This is a genomic window from Polyangiaceae bacterium, assembly GCA_016715885.1.
Classification (GTDB): Bacteria; Myxococcota_A; Polyangia; order Polyangiales; family Polyangiaceae; genus Polyangium.
In genome coordinates, this window is record JADJXL010000025.1 from 1,101,448 (window position 1) to 1,116,596 (window position 15,149).

The 15,149-nt window shown below is 58.4% G+C and carries 15 protein-coding genes; 8 read left to right on the forward strand and 7 right to left on the reverse strand.

Features of this window, described 5'->3' with window-relative positions:
• Positions 1 to 80 precede the first annotated feature (80 nt).
• Positions 81 to 2,561: a carbohydrate binding family 9 domain-containing protein gene (locus IPM54_39365; GenBank protein ID MBK9265837.1), complete on the forward strand. Its 2,481-nt coding sequence runs from the start codon at positions 81 to 83 to the stop codon at positions 2,559 to 2,561.
• 45 nt (positions 2,562 to 2,606) lie between these two features.
• The gene (locus IPM54_39370) at positions 2,607 to 3,020 is read left to right on the forward strand and encodes a c-type cytochrome (protein ID MBK9265838.1); all 414 of its coding nucleotides are present in this window, start codon (positions 2,607 to 2,609) and stop codon (positions 3,018 to 3,020) included.
• A 13-nt stretch (positions 3,021 to 3,033) separates the two neighbouring features.
• On the opposite strand, the gene IPM54_39375 is transcribed toward IPM54_39370, so the two are convergent.
• Both IPM54_39375 and IPM54_39380 read right to left on the reverse strand, forming a co-directional pair.
• On the reverse strand, positions 3,034 to 3,651 hold the full coding sequence (locus tag IPM54_39375) for a glutathione S-transferase family protein (protein MBK9265839.1): 618 nt from the start codon (positions 3,649 to 3,651) through the stop codon (positions 3,034 to 3,036).
• Between the two features lie 55 nt (positions 3,652 to 3,706).
• A complete protein-coding gene (locus IPM54_39380; GenBank protein ID MBK9265840.1) occupies positions 3,707 to 5,173 on the reverse strand; it encodes a YdiU family protein in 1,467 nt (488 codons plus the stop codon).
• Between the two features lie 161 nt (positions 5,174 to 5,334).
• Here IPM54_39380 and IPM54_39385 point away from each other — a divergent pair, with 161 nt between their 5' ends.
• From IPM54_39385 to IPM54_39410, 6 genes are all read left to right on the forward strand, one after another.
• Positions 5,335 to 6,744, forward strand: a complete 1,410-nt coding sequence (locus IPM54_39385) for a nodulation protein NfeD (GenBank protein ID MBK9265841.1) — start codon at positions 5,335 to 5,337, stop codon at positions 6,742 to 6,744.
• A 5-nt stretch (positions 6,745 to 6,749) separates the two neighbouring features.
• Positions 6,750 to 7,715, forward strand: coding sequence for a flotillin-like protein FloA (gene floA, locus IPM54_39390; GenBank protein MBK9265842.1), 966 nt, complete (start codon positions 6,750 to 6,752; stop codon positions 7,713 to 7,715).
• Positions 7,716 to 7,720: 5 nt separating this feature from the next.
• Positions 7,721 to 8,254: a hypothetical protein gene (locus IPM54_39395; protein ID MBK9265843.1), complete on the forward strand. Its 534-nt coding sequence runs from the start codon at positions 7,721 to 7,723 to the stop codon at positions 8,252 to 8,254.
• A 142-nt stretch (positions 8,255 to 8,396) separates the two neighbouring features.
• Positions 8,397 to 8,642, forward strand: coding sequence for a DUF2281 domain-containing protein (locus tag IPM54_39400; protein MBK9265844.1), 246 nt, complete (start codon positions 8,397 to 8,399; stop codon positions 8,640 to 8,642).
• Positions 8,639 to 9,043 carry a type II toxin-antitoxin system VapC family toxin gene (locus IPM54_39405; GenBank protein ID MBK9265845.1) on the forward strand — a complete coding sequence of 135 codons (405 nt, stop codon included), beginning with the start codon at positions 8,639 to 8,641 and terminating at the stop codon, positions 9,041 to 9,043. Before IPM54_39400 ends, IPM54_39405 begins: the two co-directional genes overlap by 4 nt.
• A 183-nt stretch (positions 9,044 to 9,226) precedes the next feature.
• Positions 9,227 to 10,687, forward strand: a complete 1,461-nt coding sequence (locus IPM54_39410; protein MBK9265846.1) for a VWA domain-containing protein — start codon at positions 9,227 to 9,229, stop codon at positions 10,685 to 10,687.
• Between the two features lie 13 nt (positions 10,688 to 10,700).
• Here the strand turns inward: IPM54_39410 and IPM54_39415 are convergent, their stop codons facing one another.
• From IPM54_39415 to IPM54_39435, 5 genes are all read right to left on the reverse strand, one after another.
• On the reverse strand, positions 10,701 to 11,987 hold the full coding sequence (locus tag IPM54_39415) for a protein kinase (protein ID MBK9265847.1): 1,287 nt from the start codon (positions 11,985 to 11,987) through the stop codon (positions 10,701 to 10,703).
• Positions 11,988 to 12,438: 451 nt separating this feature from the next.
• The gene (locus IPM54_39420; protein ID MBK9265848.1) at positions 12,439 to 13,497 is read right to left on the reverse strand and encodes an oligosaccharide repeat unit polymerase; all 1,059 of its coding nucleotides are present in this window, start codon (positions 13,495 to 13,497) and stop codon (positions 12,439 to 12,441) included.
• Positions 13,498 to 13,519: 22 nt separating this feature from the next.
• On the reverse strand, positions 13,520 to 13,774 hold the full coding sequence (locus tag IPM54_39425) for a hypothetical protein (GenBank protein MBK9265849.1): 255 nt from the start codon (positions 13,772 to 13,774) through the stop codon (positions 13,520 to 13,522).
• Positions 13,775 to 13,854: 80 nt separating this feature from the next.
• Positions 13,855 to 14,046 carry a hypothetical protein gene (locus IPM54_39430; GenBank protein MBK9265850.1) on the reverse strand — a complete coding sequence of 64 codons (192 nt, stop codon included), beginning with the start codon at positions 14,044 to 14,046 and terminating at the stop codon, positions 13,855 to 13,857.
• 340 nt (positions 14,047 to 14,386) lie between these two features.
• Entirely contained in the window at positions 14,387 to 14,953 is a 567-nt protein-coding gene (locus IPM54_39435) for a DUF308 domain-containing protein (GenBank protein MBK9265851.1), read from the reverse strand.
• Between the last annotated feature and the right edge of the window lie 196 nt (positions 14,954 to 15,149).

Below are 15,149 nucleotides of genomic sequence, written 5' to 3' on the forward strand. Positions count from 1 at the left end.
ATACGTCATGTGCGGCAAATTTCGTGCTTTATGTTGGGTAGCCTATACACGCAGGACCTCGGCCTGGTAGCGTGCCGCGCATGCTTGGATGGCCCTTGCTCGCAGCCGCTGCGGCGGCGGCCACGCCGCACATGACTGCCGTGCGAGTCGATCGGCCCCCGGTCCTCGACGGCAAGCTCGACGAAGCCGTGTGGCGACATGCCAAACCCACGGACAAGTTCACGCAAAAAACGCCGGATGCGGGCAAACCGCCATCTCATTCCACGCGCGTCCGCATCATTTACGATAATGAAGCCATTTATGTGGGCGTCGAATGCGAACAGCGCGGCACGCCCGTGGTGGCTCGATTGACGCGTCGCGATCGGTGGATCGAAGCGGATGTCGTCTGGGTTGGTTTCGATACGCGCGACGACGGCAAAAGCGCGCTCGAATTCGGCGTGAATGCGGCGGGCGTGCTTTACGATTCGCTCATCTACAACGATACGGAATTTTCGACCGACTGGGACGAGGTATGGGATGCGCGGACCAGCAAATCGAAGGACGGTTGGACAGCCGAATTTCGTATTCCGTTACGCATTTTGCGCTTCCGCGAAGGCGCAAAGCAAAGGTTTGGCTTACAAATACGACGGCGTATATCCACAAACCAAGAAACAGATGAATGGGCATTCATTCCGCGCGACGCGGGTGGTGAAGTATCACTTTATGGCAAGCTGGATGGGCTCGAAAATTTGAAAGCCGGAGCGCCCATCGAGCTGCGGCCGTTTCTCGTGGGCGCCATCAACTATAGCGAGAGCGAAACACTCGCCCACAATTCACCCTTTTTTCCCACGGGCTCCGTGGGTCTCGACATCAAATGGCATCCGAACCAAAGCCTGACGCTCGATGCGACGATTTTGCCCGATTTCGGTCAGGTCGAAGCCGATCAAGTCATCCTCAATTTGACGAATTTCGAACAATTTCTTCCGGAACGTCGACCGTTTTTCCTCGAAGGTGTCGACGTACTGTCCACTCCGTTTCAATTGCTTTACACGCGGCGCCTCGGACGCGCTCCCTATGCACCCGCGCTGCCCGGTGACGAAACGCAGTTGGGTCGCCCCAGTCGAGCCACCATTTATGGTGCCGCAAAACTCACGGGCGAAATCAATTCCAAGACATCCATCGGCGAAGTCCTCGCCGTCACAGCCCCCGTCACCGTGGATGTCCGAGATGCCAAGGGACGCACCATTCAGCGTGTTGCCGAACCTGCCGCCGCCTTCAAAATCCTCCGCTTGCGACGCGATATCAATTCACGAACGTTCGTCGGCGTCACCGCAACGGCCAAAAGCCATCTGGATACGCCCTCGAGCTACCCGCGCATTGCCCCCGATCGCGTTCTTTGCCCCGATGGGTCGGAAGTTCGTCCGGGCAAACGCTGTTTTCACGATGCATACGTCGTCGGCGTCGACGGTCGCTGGCGCTCGCCCGGCGGCGATTACGTGCTCAAGGGGCAGGCCATCGGAACGCTCATGCGCGACGGACCTCCCCGCACGATGGCCGACGGTACGGTCATTTCTGCCGGAGACGTGGGCCCCGCAGTGCAAGCGCAATTCGCCAAAGAAGGCGGCAAACACTGGGCATTCTGGGTCGATTACACGGGCATCGGGCGCAAGGTCGATTACAACGACGTTGGCTACATGCAGCGCCAAAACCTCAATACGGCACACCTCGGTTTGCAATGGCGCAACCTGGAGCCCTGGCGCAAAACACTCGAAATGCGAGTCTTTCTGGACCTTTACGAATCCGATACGTTCGACGGCATCACACAGGATCGATCCATTTGGCTAGGGAATTCCACGCGTTACATCAATTTTTGGGAAACATTTGTCGGAATCAACTTCCAAGCACCTCGATATGATGATCGTGAAGTGGGCGACGGAACGGCGCTCGAGCGAGCTGGGCGATTCGGAGGGTCGCTGTGGTTCGCCACCGATCAACGCAAGAATCTGAGCGTCAATGGGGGTGCGGATTTTTGGTTCCTGCGCGAAGGAGTCAATGTCGTAGGCGAAGCGCGCATCCTCGTACGACCTTTACCTCAATTCGAAATCGAGCTCATTCCGACGTTTTCTTATACGCACGGTGAACCGCGTTATGCCGGGACAATCGACGAGGGGCACGTGTTCGGTCGCCTGCGAGCGCAAAGTTTGGGGCTGACGTTACGTAGCACGTACATGTTCACGCCACGGTTGTCCCTACAAGCGTATGGTCAAGCATTTTTGTCTGCATCCGACTACAGCGACTTCAAGGTTTCACCGGCACGTGGACGTGCCAAGATTGCGCACCTGGACGATTTGAAACCGGTCGAAGGAACGCTGCCGTTCGATCCCGACAGCGAAGGGGGAACGCTGAATGCAAACGTCGTGTTGCGCTGGGAATATCGACTGGGATCAACGTTCTTCTTGGTCTACACGCATGCCCAGAGCGACGGTGGTTTGCTCGGGACACCCAAGTTCTCCGGGCAATGGATTTCACCGAGGCCCTCGGAAGAAACTTTGCTCGCCAAGTTGCTTTACTGGTGGAGTTGACACGCGCTCGCTCCGCGTGTAAACGGTCGCCCGCGGAGCATGCACGTGGCCAAACGCAGGCAAACGGGAATCATTACAAGCGCAGCCGTGGCAATCGTCGGCATTGCCATTGTCGCCCTGGGCTTCTACTCGCTCAAGCAAAGCGCAGTACCAAGGCCCTACCGCGAAGTTCCAGGCGGTGATGTCGAACGGGGACGCAAAGCACTTGCGCGATACCAGTGCGGCACCTGCCATAGGATTCCCGGTGTCGAAGGAGCCAATGGGACGCGAGGACAACCATTGGCAGGGCTTGCGCTGAGGACCGATATCGTCGGGGCGCTACCCAACGCACCGGAAGACGTCGTGCGTTGGATTCGCAACCCCAAGGAAATTTATCCGCAAACGTCCATGCCAAACCTGAACGTGTCCAAACAAGAGGCGCTCGACATGGTGGCTTATTTGTATAGCCTGCCGCCTTGAAATGGCAGCGTGATCAGGCCGCCGAGCGCGCGTACCACGACTTCACACGTTCGTGGTCACGCACCGCCTCGTAGACTCGATTGAGCTTCGGATACGCCGAAAACACCGTGGTCGGCATGTGATCGAGCGCGCCGCTGACGAACCAACGCACGATGATGTAAATCTTGATGTCGACGACATTGAGTTTGTCGCCACCAAAGAACGGGCCATCGCCGATTTGTTTTTCCGCATAGGCAGCCCAGGTGGGAATGTACGACGCCGCAAGCTCCGCACGCGCCTTTTTCTTCTCTTCATCGGCCGTCATGTGCATCGTTCGAGCGACCGTAACTCGAAGATCCTCGATGTGCGCCATCATCGCCTCGTGCCGCGCCGCCTCGAAATTGTCCTTCGGATGCAAGCCATGCTCGCGTCCAATGAGAACGAGAATGGCGTTGGACTGACCGAGCGGCGGATGCCCCTCGACCTCGAACACCGGCAATGAACCAAACGGCGTGGTCGGTTTGAGCGCCATCCACGCGTCGCGCTTGATGCGATTGTCCTCGAAGTCGACGCCGGCAGCATACAGCGCCAATCGACATTCTTCGCCACGACTTGCAGCTATATCGAAATAGGTGAGTTTGGGTTTGCTCATGGCGCACAACGTAGGCGCGTCGATTGCGGATGTAAAGAAAAACTTTCTTCTCGGCTCACGTGCCGCAGAACGTTCGATACTTCCACTGCTCGTCACCCGGAGGCAAAGCTAGCTCGGCGTCCTCGGGTTGGTCGTCGTATGGGCGCGCGAGCACGCGATGGAGACGCTCGAATGGCTGCATGTCGCCGCGCGTCGCGGCAGCTATCATCTCTTCGATGCGGTGATTGCGCGGAATGAACGCGGGGCTTGCTTTCCGCATGAGCGCCGCACGTTCGTCTGGCAAAACCGATTCATGCTCGAGACGCGCTCGCCACGTCACGAGCCACGCTCGAATGCCTTCCGCCTTTTCGAATAGCTCCGTCAGCCTTTCCTCGTCACCACCAGCGGCGACATCACACAGGCGCCGGAAAGTATTCGTGTAATCGGCACGCGATTCCGCCATGAGCTCCAGGAGTGACTGCGCCAATTCCAAATCCCCCGCGAGCTCTTTTCGCAAACCGAGTTTTTGACGCATTCGATTGCCATACGCGTCTTCGAACCTTGCAGAAAACGTTTCGAGCCGTTCGGTCAAGATCGTCGCCGCTCGTTCTTCGTCGTCATGCACGAGCGGAATCAACGTTTCGGCCAATCGCGAAAGGTTCCACAATGCAATACGCGGCTGGTTCGCAAACGCGTAACGTCCACCGCGATCAATCGAGCTGAACGTTCGCCCCGGATGGTAACCGTCGAGAAATGCGCAAGGACCATAATCGATGGTTTCCCCGGAAATCGACATGTTGTCGGTATTCATGACGCCGTGCACGAATCCAATCGACAACCACGACGCGACGAGATGGATCTGCGCCTTCATGACCGCTTCGAGCAATGCGAGCGCGGGGCCTTCCTGCGTCGAGACGTTCGGGTAATGCCGGTCGAGCGCATACTCGGTGAGGCGTTTGATGGCGTCCTGGTCCTTGCGAACCGCAAAATATTGAAATGTGCCAATGCGAATGTGACTCGCCGAAACGCGCGTCAAAATGGCACCAGGAAGCAGGTTGTCCCGGTACACGATGTCGCCCGTCGTGACGGCCGCGAGCGCCCGAGTCGTCGGAATACCAAGCGCGGCCATGGCTTCGCTCACGACGTATTCGCGCAAGACGGGGCCGAGCGCTGCGCGCCCATCGCCTCCTCGAGAAAATGGCGTCGGCCCTGCGCCTTTGAGCTGCACGTCATAACGCCGTCCGTCCGTGCCCACGATTTCACCGAGCAAGATTGCGCGCCCGTCCCCAAGCTGCGGAACGAATCCACCGAATTGATGCCCCGCATACGCCAGTGCAATGGGATCGGCGCCTTCTGGAATCCGGTTGCCCGCGAGCATGGCGACCCCTTCGGGAGACGTGAGCTCGTCGAGATGCACACCGAGGAGCTCGGCCAGCGAAGCATTGACGGCGACGATCGCCGGCTTGGAGACAGGCGTCGGGCGAACGCGAGCGTAAAAGCGATCCGGGAGCTTGGCGTAGGTGTGTTCGAAGGCGATGGGCATGAGCGTTCTATCGAGTGGACGGGGTCTGGGGCAAATGGCGCATCACGAATGAAGCAGGTCGCCAGGCGATCGCAAGGGCCGAACTTCATATCGATACAGATTCCCTTGGCGATCCACGAGCTGCGTCCTAGCGTCACCTCATGGGGAACGGAACGAGGGGCATGGGAAACTCCTCGCGCAACGCTGCTCGCAATCGAACGAGCAACCGCCGAGCGTCCGGATTTCTCGCATTTATTTTGGCGCTCTGCACGCTCATTCTGGGAGTCGTCACGCATGGGCAGACGGCAAAGCCCATCGTGTACGTGGCGCCCATTCGTGGTGAGATTGACAATGGCTTGGCGCCTTACGTACAGCGAGCGGTCCAAGAAGCCGAACAAGCGAATGCGGCGAGGCTCGTGATTCCGATCGACACGTTCGGCGGGCGCGTGGACGCAGCCGTCGTCATTCGCGACGCGCTGCTTGCCGCGGACGTTCCTACGGTGGTATTCGTCGACCATCGTGCAATCTCGGCCGGCGCGCTCATTGCATTGGCGGCCGAGGACATCGCAATGGCAACGGGCGCAACCATTGGTGCAGCCGCGCCGGTTGTTGCAGGTCCCGGTGGCGAAAGCACGGACGCCGGAGAAAAGGCCACGTCATATGTGCGCAAAGAATTCCGAGCGACCGCGGAAGCGCGAGGCAGACCGCCGGAAATTGCGGAGGCTATGGTCGATGCGGATGTCGAGATCGTTGGAATCGTCGAAAAAGGGAAGCTCGTCACGTTGACGACCGAGGAGGCGCTTCGTTATGATATCGCCAATTACCGTGCCGAGACGCTCGACGACGTTCTCAGCCATTATGGATTGTCGGATGCGGAAATTCGCACGCTCGCACCGAATTGGGCCGAGGCCGTCGTTCGATTTTTGACGTCGCCCGTGTTGAGCTCGCTATTGCTGGCGCTCGGAATGCTGGGCCTCTTCGTCGAGCTTCGGACGCCGGCGTTCGGCATCCCAGGGCTCGTCGGACTCGTTTGTCTCGGCCTATTTTTCTGGTCGCACATGCTCATCGCGCTCGTCGGCTGGGAGGAGGTTGCGCTCGTCGCCGTGGGCGTCATCCTGATTGCTGTCGAAGTTTTCATCATTCCAGGGTTTGGCATTGCAGGCGTCATCGGGGCGATTGCACTGCTCGCGGGTCTCGGCATGAGCTTCGTTGGCGCAGGCGTGACGGTCGAGGGCATTCTCACGGCCGCGACACGCGTCGCCATTGCGCTCGCCGTGGCGCTCGCTGGGGCGGCATTGCTATTGAAGTTTTTGCCGCGATTGCCATTTGGTCGCCACCTCGTCCTCGAATCCAGCCTCGCACCATTGGAGCCGTCGACATCTGGAACGACTCCAATCGATATGGTTTTTCCCGGGGATCTCGGCCGAGCGGCGTCGGCGCTGCGTCCGTCGGGTATTGCGGAATTCACGGGCATGCGCCTCGATGCGATGACCGAGGGTGAATTCATTCCCGCGGGAGCGCCGGTCGAAGTGACGCGAGTGGAGCAAAGCCACGTCATCGTGAAGCGTGTGGTGGAGACAGGAAAGGGGTAATTGCCATGTTTGGCCTGGAGCTCGGGATCGTCGGATTGGTCGTCCTCGTTCTCGCGGTGCTCTTCGTGGGTTTGTACTTGATTCCCATCCCGCTGTGGATTGCGGCGTGGGCATCGGGCGCCTATGTGGGGCTTTCGACGCTCATCGGTATGCGTTTTCGTCGCGTGCCGCCGAGCACGGTCGTAAACGCCCGCATCAGCGCGGTCAAAGCGGGTCTCGACATAAGCACGGACGATCTCGAGGCGCATTTTCTGGCGGGTGGGCACGTCGAACGTGTCGTACAGGCGCTCATTTCGGCCGACAAGGCAAACATCCATTTACCATTGAAACGCGCTGCCGCCATCGACCTTGCAGGGCGCGACGTACTGGATGCCGTGAAAATGTCGGTGCTTCCGCGCGTCATCGAGACGCCACGAATCGCCGCGGTGGCCAAAGACGGTATCCAACTGATTGCGGTTGCCCGAGTTACGGTGCGCACCAATCTCGATCGGTTGGTCGGCGGCGCAGGTGAAGAAACGGTCATTGCGCGCGTGGGCGAAGGAATGGTCAGCACGATTGGATCGGCTTCGACGCACAAAGAAGTGCTCGAGAACCCGGATCACATTTCCAAAAATGTCCTGTCGCGAGGTCTCGACGCCGGCACCGCATTCGAAATTTTGTCCATCGACATCGCGGATGTCGACGTTGGCGCGAACATTGGCGCCAAATTGCAGATCGATCAGGCGGACGCCGACAAGCAAATTGCTCAGGCGAAAGCGGAAGAGCGGCGTGCAATGGCGGTGGCATTGGAGCAAGAAATGCGTGCAAAGGTCGTGGAAGCGGAAGCAGATGTGCCGCGTGCAATGGCGGAAGCCTTCCGCAGCGGAAACCTCGGTGTCATGGACTACTACCGCATGCGAAATGTCCAAGCCGACACGTCCATGCGTCAATCGGTCGCAAATGACATCGTGCCTGCGGTCGGACAGCGGTGATCGACATGGAACCCTTCGCCCTGCTGGCGTTCATCATATTCCTCGCAATCATGACCTTCGCGCCCATTCTTTTGGGCTACATTGCGAAAAAACTCGAGGTCGAGGTCGAGCAGCGCAAGGCGGCGACAAAGGCAAATGCGCCGCCCCGACCACCAACTCGGCCACGCTCGTCACGAGAAACGCATCCTCTTTCATTCGAAAGACCGTCTAGACCCCCGATGACGCTCGAAGCGATCCCGCCGAAGTGGGCGCCACATGAGCCCATTGCGCCGCATGAGCCCATTGCGCCGCATGAGCCCATTGCGCCGCATGAGCCCATTGCGCCACATGAGCCCATTGCGCATCGCAGGCCGCCAGCGCGCGTGACACGCCGCCGAGACATTACCAAGACGCGTCCGACACGTACGAGGGCCATGCTCTTGGGACGACCTATCGATGTGCGTCGAGGCATTCTCCTCGCAAGTCTTTTGGGGCCGCCACGTGGCATTGATCCGGATGCCGATTTGTTGGGAAAGCCGCCTGGAGACCGAAACGTTTGATGGGCACGCGGCGGAAATGCGAGAGTTCCGGACGGAAGACGGGCGGCTCTTGGCGATCAACCACCAAACGTTCGCGAGAATTCCTGATGTCGTCCATGCAGGTAGCGCTTGCGCTTTAGGCGAAATAAGGGAAACTGACGTCATGTCCACGAGTACCAAGCGGCAAATTCTCGAGACTCTCGACGACCTACCCGAACAGAGCCTTGCAACAGTCGCCGAGTTTGTCGAGTTCCTTCGGGCAAAGGCCGTCGGTGGCCCAATCACGCGGCTTGCCGTACCAACGAACGAGCCTCGCCCTTACGGTTTGGCTGCTGGCGAATTCACTACTCCGGCGGACTTCGACGAACCATTACCTTCAGAAATTCTTGATGCATTCGAGGGCCGATGAAAATTCTTTTGGATACGCACGTATTCTTGTGGTTCATCACAGCCGATCGTCGAATGAATCCCACTGTGCGCGACGGACTTCGGGATTCCACGAATAGCGTATTTCTCAGTGTGGTATCAGTTTGGGAGATTATCGTAAAATATCGCATTGGGAAGCTGGAGCTGCCGGCCCCACCCGATACTTATTTGCGAGCGCAGCGTGTTCGCCATCGAATCGAAAGTTTGCCGCTCGATGAAGCCAGCGTCGAGCACCTCAGCCGCATTGCTCTGATCCACCGGGACCCATTCGATCGAATGCTCGTTTGTCAAGCCATCGAACACGACATGGTTTTGGCGACTGAAGATCACATGCTACAGGCCTACACGACAGCGGTTGATGGAACCCCCTGGCGAAAGCCATGAGCGCGGGCAGGCAACTTCCGTACAATCAGTCACATTCCCCACCACTCCTCGTCGCCAAGCTCCTTCGGCCTTGTCAACCGTACACGCAGCCGCGGGGCAGAGGCGCGGACAGCAGACTGCCAAGACGCCTGTAAGGTTCCCGCGAGCGCATCGTTTTGTTGCCGTCTTCGGAGGAACGCCGCGATGCTGAATCGATCACCGCTATTCGTCTTTCTTGCAGCCGCATTGCTTGCCGGATGTGCCAACAAAACAACATCGATCGATCGCACCATCGATCAGCGCAAGAACATCGAAGTCGCCGTCTCGGACCCCGGACCGGTCATTTCTGCATCGGACATCATGGCGCTCGAATCGACCACATCGAACCTCTTCGTTCGCGCGAACAAACCAGGCACCGTGGATGTGCGCCTGAGAATCAAGGCAAAGTCGATTCCGGGCACGCCGCGTCCACCCATCAACCTTTCCGTCGTCGTCGACACGTCAGCATCGATGGAAGGCGCAGCCATGGAAGACGCCAAAGCTGCATGTGCGGCATTGCTCGACAAACTGTCCCCGGGTGACCGGCTCGCGCTGGTTGCTTTCCATTCCGGCGTCGACGTTTTGGTTCCATCGACCGTGCTGACGACCAAGAACATGGCCGAAATTCGCAGTAAAATTGCGGCCATGAAGCCGTTTGGCACAACGAACCTCGCGGCAGGTTTGTCCGCAGGCCTTGCCGAAGCGCAAAAGAATTTCCGCGGCGACGGCATCAATCGCGTGGTTTTGCTGGGTGATGGCGTCCCCAATGATGCTTCGCCTCTCGCATCGCTCGCGCAATCGGCAGGACAAAACAAAATATCCATCACGGCGCTCGGATTGGGCCTCGAATACGACGAAACCGTGATGAGCATGATCGCGCTCAATTCTGGCGGGAAATACCACTACGTCAAGGAATCGGCGAAGGTTGCCCAGATGTTTCAAGATGAAGTCTTGCGTCTTCAGCGCGTGGTTGCGCGAAGTGCCACGCTTCGACTGGCCACTGGCCCCGGCGTGCACATCCAAAGCGTCGTCGGATTGCCCATGGCAAGTCCGTCGAACGTCGTGCTGGGCGACTTGATCGAGGGTGAAGAAAGGGATGTCGTGGTACGTTTGTCCCTGCCCGCAAAACACGATGGTTCGGTCGTCGAGCTCATGGATGCGGAAATCGTCGTCGATCATCCGACCGCACCCGGACAACACCTGATCGAACGAACGTTTGCTTCGGTAAAATCGACGTCGGATGCGGCGCAAATCGCATCGGCTCGCAATCGGGATGTCGAACGGTCGGCTGCGCGAACCGACTTTGCCGATAGAATCGTGCGCGCCGTCGCGGCTGCGCGAAGTGGCAATCTACCCCTGGCCATGTCGCTGCTCGATACGGCGGAAAAAGAAGCGAAATCATTGGCCAAGGACCTCGAAGATCCCATTTTGGCAGAAAAAGTCGATAGCGTCGGACCCTTGCGCCGTTCGCTGCCATCGCTCGTGCGTCGAGAGGTCGTGTCTCCGGTGATGCCCGATGCACCGGGCCTCCCAATACCGCGCAAGCCCATGGCGGGTGCCCCTGCGCCGGCTGCAATCGTGATGGATGCGCAAGCCGAAGCGATGAGCGCAATACAAGGGCGCTAAACGATCCCTCGATTCACGACTTCTTCTTCACCGGCGCTCGGAATTTGTAAAGCACGTGCGACCCTGCGCAAAAATCGTGGAATGCCCGGTGACGCTTGTTGAACGCCGCGAGGACGATGCCTCCTGCATAAACCAGTGAATGCAAGACGTACGTCGCCACGACCGGTCCGAGGAGCGCCTTGACCTCTTCGAGCTCTGCGAGTTTACCAATGGAAGTGGTCAAGGCGGAAATGCCTTGCGTCAATAGAATGAGCACGCCGAGGAAGATCGGTCCCCACAGAGACGCCGCCGTACGAACGAGAGCTCGAAGGAGCCCCAGCGGCCGCCCATCGAGACGTTTTACTTCAATGCGCAGCGCCCGTTTGCCGAGCGTTTGTCCGCCATAAGCGTGGCTGATGATCACGTAAAGCAAATAGACGATGATTCCTGGCCAGCGCAAAAGAGCCACGAGCGCACTGGCAATCGCCGTATCCATCGCAACCGCTGCACCTCGCTGCCAAAACCCCGCATATTCAATGGCTTCCGGTGCCGCCGCTTCGAGCGCCGCCAGGAGCTCCTCGTGCGTCGCAAAACGTTCGTTCGGAGTTTTGGCCAAAAGCCGGTCGAAAACGAAACCCAGCCGAGGCGAAACATCGGGGCGCGTTTGCACGATCGAAGGCGCAGTATCACGCAAATGTTTGGAAATGATGTCGAAAGGAGCCTCGCCCTCGAATGGAGGTTTGCCCGTGATGAGATGGTAAAACGCGCAGCCGAGCGAATACATGTCGGCGCGATGATCGAGCGGTTTGTTGTTGACCTGCTCCGGTGAAATGTAGAGCGGCGTTCCGACGATGGTCCCTGCAAGCGTCGAGCTCGGTTTCGCGCCCGTTGCTTTGGCGAGTCCAAAGTCGGCGATCTTGAGGTTTCCGTGTTGATCGACGAGCATGTTGCCCGGTTTGATGTCGCGGTGCACGAGCCCTGCTGCATATGCGGCGCGAAGTCCATGAACCGCTTGCATCATCCATACGCGAGCTTTTTCCGGATCGAGCAGCTCACGCCTTTCGACGATTCCTTCGAGCGATCCACCGTCTACGTATTCCATCGCAAAATAGAGCGAGCCGCGCCCATTACCTTCCGCCTGAGGTACTCGGCCAATGTAATAAATTCGCACGATGTGCGGCGATACGAGCCGAGCTTGGGCACGAGCTTCATGAATGAAACGTTCTTGCGCTTCGGGATTGACGGCGTATTCATCCGGGAGCACTTTGATGGCGACCTGCCTATCGAGCGACATGTCGTGCGCCAAGTACACGGCGCCCATACCGCCACATCCAACGCGCCTTTCGATCCGAAAGTGGTCGATCCCATCCCGACGATACGATCGCCGTCGGACGGAATGATGATCGGGCGATCCGGTGGTACCGAAGGAATCGTCGCGCTGAATTCACTGACCGCAGAATTGACGCCGGCAGGCGTGACGCTCGCCAACCTCACGGCCGCTCGTTCGGCTTCGGACTTGGTCAGGTTCGACATCGCAGTACCGGATCGCGGCCGGCCCGTTGGAATAAGCCGGCGCGCCGAGCCTACCAAGAGGAGGCAGGCGATGGGAAGAGGATTTTCGCGATCGCGTGACGGGTCGCTGACGATTTACGAACGCGCCCGTGCGGGTGCGTCGGATCATTCGCGCCCCAAGAGGCGAATCCGCGAAACTTTGTCCACGCAGATGAGCGCAATCGAAAATGGTGCAATGGAAATCGATAGCGCAGCTAGAATCAAGTTCGCCCGCGCGAGCGTTGCATGCGGTCGGTGGTCACGATGGCGAAACCAATGATGACCGTCCGATACACGAGCGACAAGAAGGCACTTCCAGCTTCGGCCATGTTGATCACTTGGAACGTGATGCCGAAATAGAGCAGCAGCCGCAGCGAATCTCGTTCGGCAAAAGGCGTGGCCAATTTCCAGAGCTTGCCACACACGACGCCGAGGAGGCTCATGCCGAGGAGCACCCCCGGCCACCCAAAATTCCAATAAAGCTCGCCTGGTGCCGTTTGTCCCAGCGAAGTGGTAGCGGTTTCTTCGCTGCGCGCTTGTCCCAAATATTCTGAAAACCATGCGCCGCGAGTGACCGATGGTTTGTCGGGCCATATCGCGCGAGGAATGAATGCATAAACGAGGTAATCCATGCCTTCGCCATACATGAACCCAACTCGTTCGACTTCGCTGTAAATGCACGCGGTTGCAGTCGCATCGAAAGCACGTTCGAGAAACCGTGGAAGCTGTTTGTCGGTGCCCGCTTCGTCTTCGTAATCCCCACGCGAATACGTACGAATGATCCGGCTCATGTGCGATTCGTGGGTATCTGCGCGCGCCGTGCGCGACGTCATGACCACCGGCGCAATCACACTGACGTACCAAACGAACATCACGCCGCTGAGCAACGGCACGTATCGACGCAATTTTTGATCGCGAAGAAAGAGCCATAGAGCCGGCATGAAGCTGAACATGAGATACGCTTTCGAGCCGGAGTTCAGGTTGGTCGCGAATTCGATGGTCGTTCCGCCCAGGAGCAGAAGCCAGAAAAAACCATTTCGCTTTCTAGGATCACGACTGAGCACGAAAGCAGCGAGGGCCGAAGTGGAACCGAAGTGCATGACACCCGCAATGGCCCCGAGCGAGCTCACGACGTTCGGCGCCAAGCGAAAAACCATGCTCAAAAGCCAAAGGCCCAAGAGCGCGTGCATCCGTGGACGATGTTCGACGCTCGGCGCAATCGTGACGATGGGCCGCGCCCATTGCATGCCCGCGTGAAGGGCGACGTTGCCGACGACCATGATGACATACCCCGCAGCAATGTCATCCGGCCGAAGTATTTTTACGGAATACAGAATCGGATCGCCGTCCGATATGATGTTGGCATAATGAATCGCGCTCGGCCCGACCGGCGGCCAAAACCAGGCAAAAAAGCGCGCTCAGAGGACTCACGAACAGCGGCGCCCGTCGCAGCTCCGTGATGGCCAGCGTGGCGTACACGCCCATGCCGACGGCGCCTGAAATATAGAGCATCGTGGCCGGTTCCAGGCCGACCAGCCACAAAAGAACGACCAGCATGAGGAACCACGTATGCAATACGAGCGGTGCATAACGTCGGTCATTCATAAAATTGCGAGTCGTTCATCGCGAGATGGAATCTAAACCGGATGCCACGAATCCGTCAGCACTTCCGCAAATTCACGCCACAGCCTGATCAGCGTTTCGTACGAAATGGCAGTTTCGGTTTCGAGCGCCCAGAAGTAGGCGATGGAGTCACCATCCAAGCGGATGATGTTACGGGTCTCGACGGGTCGTCGTGCAAGACGCGATTCGCTACTACTTGCGCGCACGATGTTCGGTCTCGCTTCACCACGCGTCGTCGTAGATCGGCGAATTCCAAGCAAACTGAGAGAATTGCGATGTGAAGATACGTCCCGGCGACGAGGTCTGGCTCTTCGTTGAACGCTCATGGCCCGGTTCTCCAATACAAGCGCTGCTCTCGATGGCACATCGAGCAAGCAGCGAGCGTCATCAACCGTCGCCCTGCTTCGATGCACGACGTTACCGAACATTCAACCAAAGTGCAATCGAGCGACACGAGTGTCAAATGTATGATTTAACACAACACCAGGCGGAAGCATGGCTGTGTCATATCGGGAATTTCGAGCGTGACGCGCAGGCAGGTTACAGTCAGGAGGATGATGTCACGGGCTTCGTCAGGCCTGCCATGCCGAGTGAAATGATGCCGCCCATGATCAAGTCCACGCCCACGATGACGCCGAGCGTCCAGAACGCGGTCCCTGGGAGCCCCGCGACGAGCAGAATACCGAGGGCCCCGCTGATGACGGCGTCGAACAAGAGCCACCCAGATGACCCCGTGCCGCGAAATTGAAAGGAGCGAATTGCTTTCGACACGGCGCTCACGACGAAAAGGACACCAATCACCAGCGTCAACGATAGAGCACCGATGAGCGGCGTCCAAAGAATGGCGATTCCCGCAAGAACATACAGAATCGAGCTGACGATGAGCCAGCCGATCCCATGACGACGCGGATCCTCGAATCCGTGAAAAAGGCGTAGGACGCCTCCGGCAATGAGGAGCACGCCGATCACGATTGCTGCGACGAACGTCGACGCGATCGGCGCGAGAATGGCGATGACGCCGAGCACGAGGAGCGTGATGCCGACGAATGTCATGCGCCCTCGAGTCTGCTCATCCGACGTGAACGATGGTTTGAATGGGTTCGGAACGGTCATGAGAACCGGCCGATTGCAAGAAAAATGCCACGACAAACGGCAAACCAGGCTGAACGAGCGATGCAACAATCAGCTACGCGGGCTCGGCAGCGCTTGGCGTTCGTCCCGGAACGATGTCGCCACGTTCATCAGCGTTCTGGTCGTTACGCCTTGACCTTGACAAACCTTACAATGTTTACTATCCTGAATTCAATGG

Excerpts from the sequence above, each read along its gene's own strand:
- IPM54_39365 (MBK9265837.1), top strand. The coding sequence starts at position 81 with ATGCTTGGATGGCCCTTGCTCGCAGCCGCTGCGGCGGCGGCCACGCCG.
- IPM54_39375 (MBK9265839.1), bottom strand. The coding sequence starts at position 3,651 with ATGAGCAAACCCAAACTCACCTATTTCGATATAGCTGCAAGTCGTGGC.
- IPM54_39380 (MBK9265840.1), bottom strand. The coding sequence starts at position 5,173 with ATGCCCATCGCCTTCGAACACACCTACGCCAAGCTCCCGGATCGCTTT.
- IPM54_39385 (MBK9265841.1), top strand. The coding sequence starts at position 5,335 with ATGGGAAACTCCTCGCGCAACGCTGCTCGCAATCGAACGAGCAACCGC.
- floA (MBK9265842.1), top strand. The coding sequence starts at position 6,750 with ATGTTTGGCCTGGAGCTCGGGATCGTCGGATTGGTCGTCCTCGTTCTC.
- IPM54_39395 (MBK9265843.1), top strand. The coding sequence starts at position 7,721 with ATGGAACCCTTCGCCCTGCTGGCGTTCATCATATTCCTCGCAATCATG.
- IPM54_39400 (MBK9265844.1), top strand. The coding sequence starts at position 8,397 with ATGTCCACGAGTACCAAGCGGCAAATTCTCGAGACTCTCGACGACCTA.
- IPM54_39405 (MBK9265845.1), top strand. The coding sequence starts at position 8,639 with ATGAAAATTCTTTTGGATACGCACGTATTCTTGTGGTTCATCACAGCC.
- IPM54_39410 (MBK9265846.1), top strand. The coding sequence starts at position 9,227 with ATGCTGAATCGATCACCGCTATTCGTCTTTCTTGCAGCCGCATTGCTT.
- IPM54_39415 (MBK9265847.1), bottom strand. The coding sequence starts at position 11,987 with ATGGGCGCCGTGTACTTGGCGCACGACATGTCGCTCGATAGGCAGGTC.
- IPM54_39420 (MBK9265848.1), bottom strand. The coding sequence starts at position 13,497 with ATGGTCGTCGGCAACGTCGCCCTTCACGCGGGCATGCAATGGGCGCGG.
- IPM54_39425 (MBK9265849.1), bottom strand. The coding sequence starts at position 13,774 with ATGCTGGTCGTTCTTTTGTGGCTGGTCGGCCTGGAACCGGCCACGATG.
- IPM54_39435 (MBK9265851.1), bottom strand. The coding sequence starts at position 14,953 with ATGACCGTTCCGAACCCATTCAAACCATCGTTCACGTCGGATGAGCAG.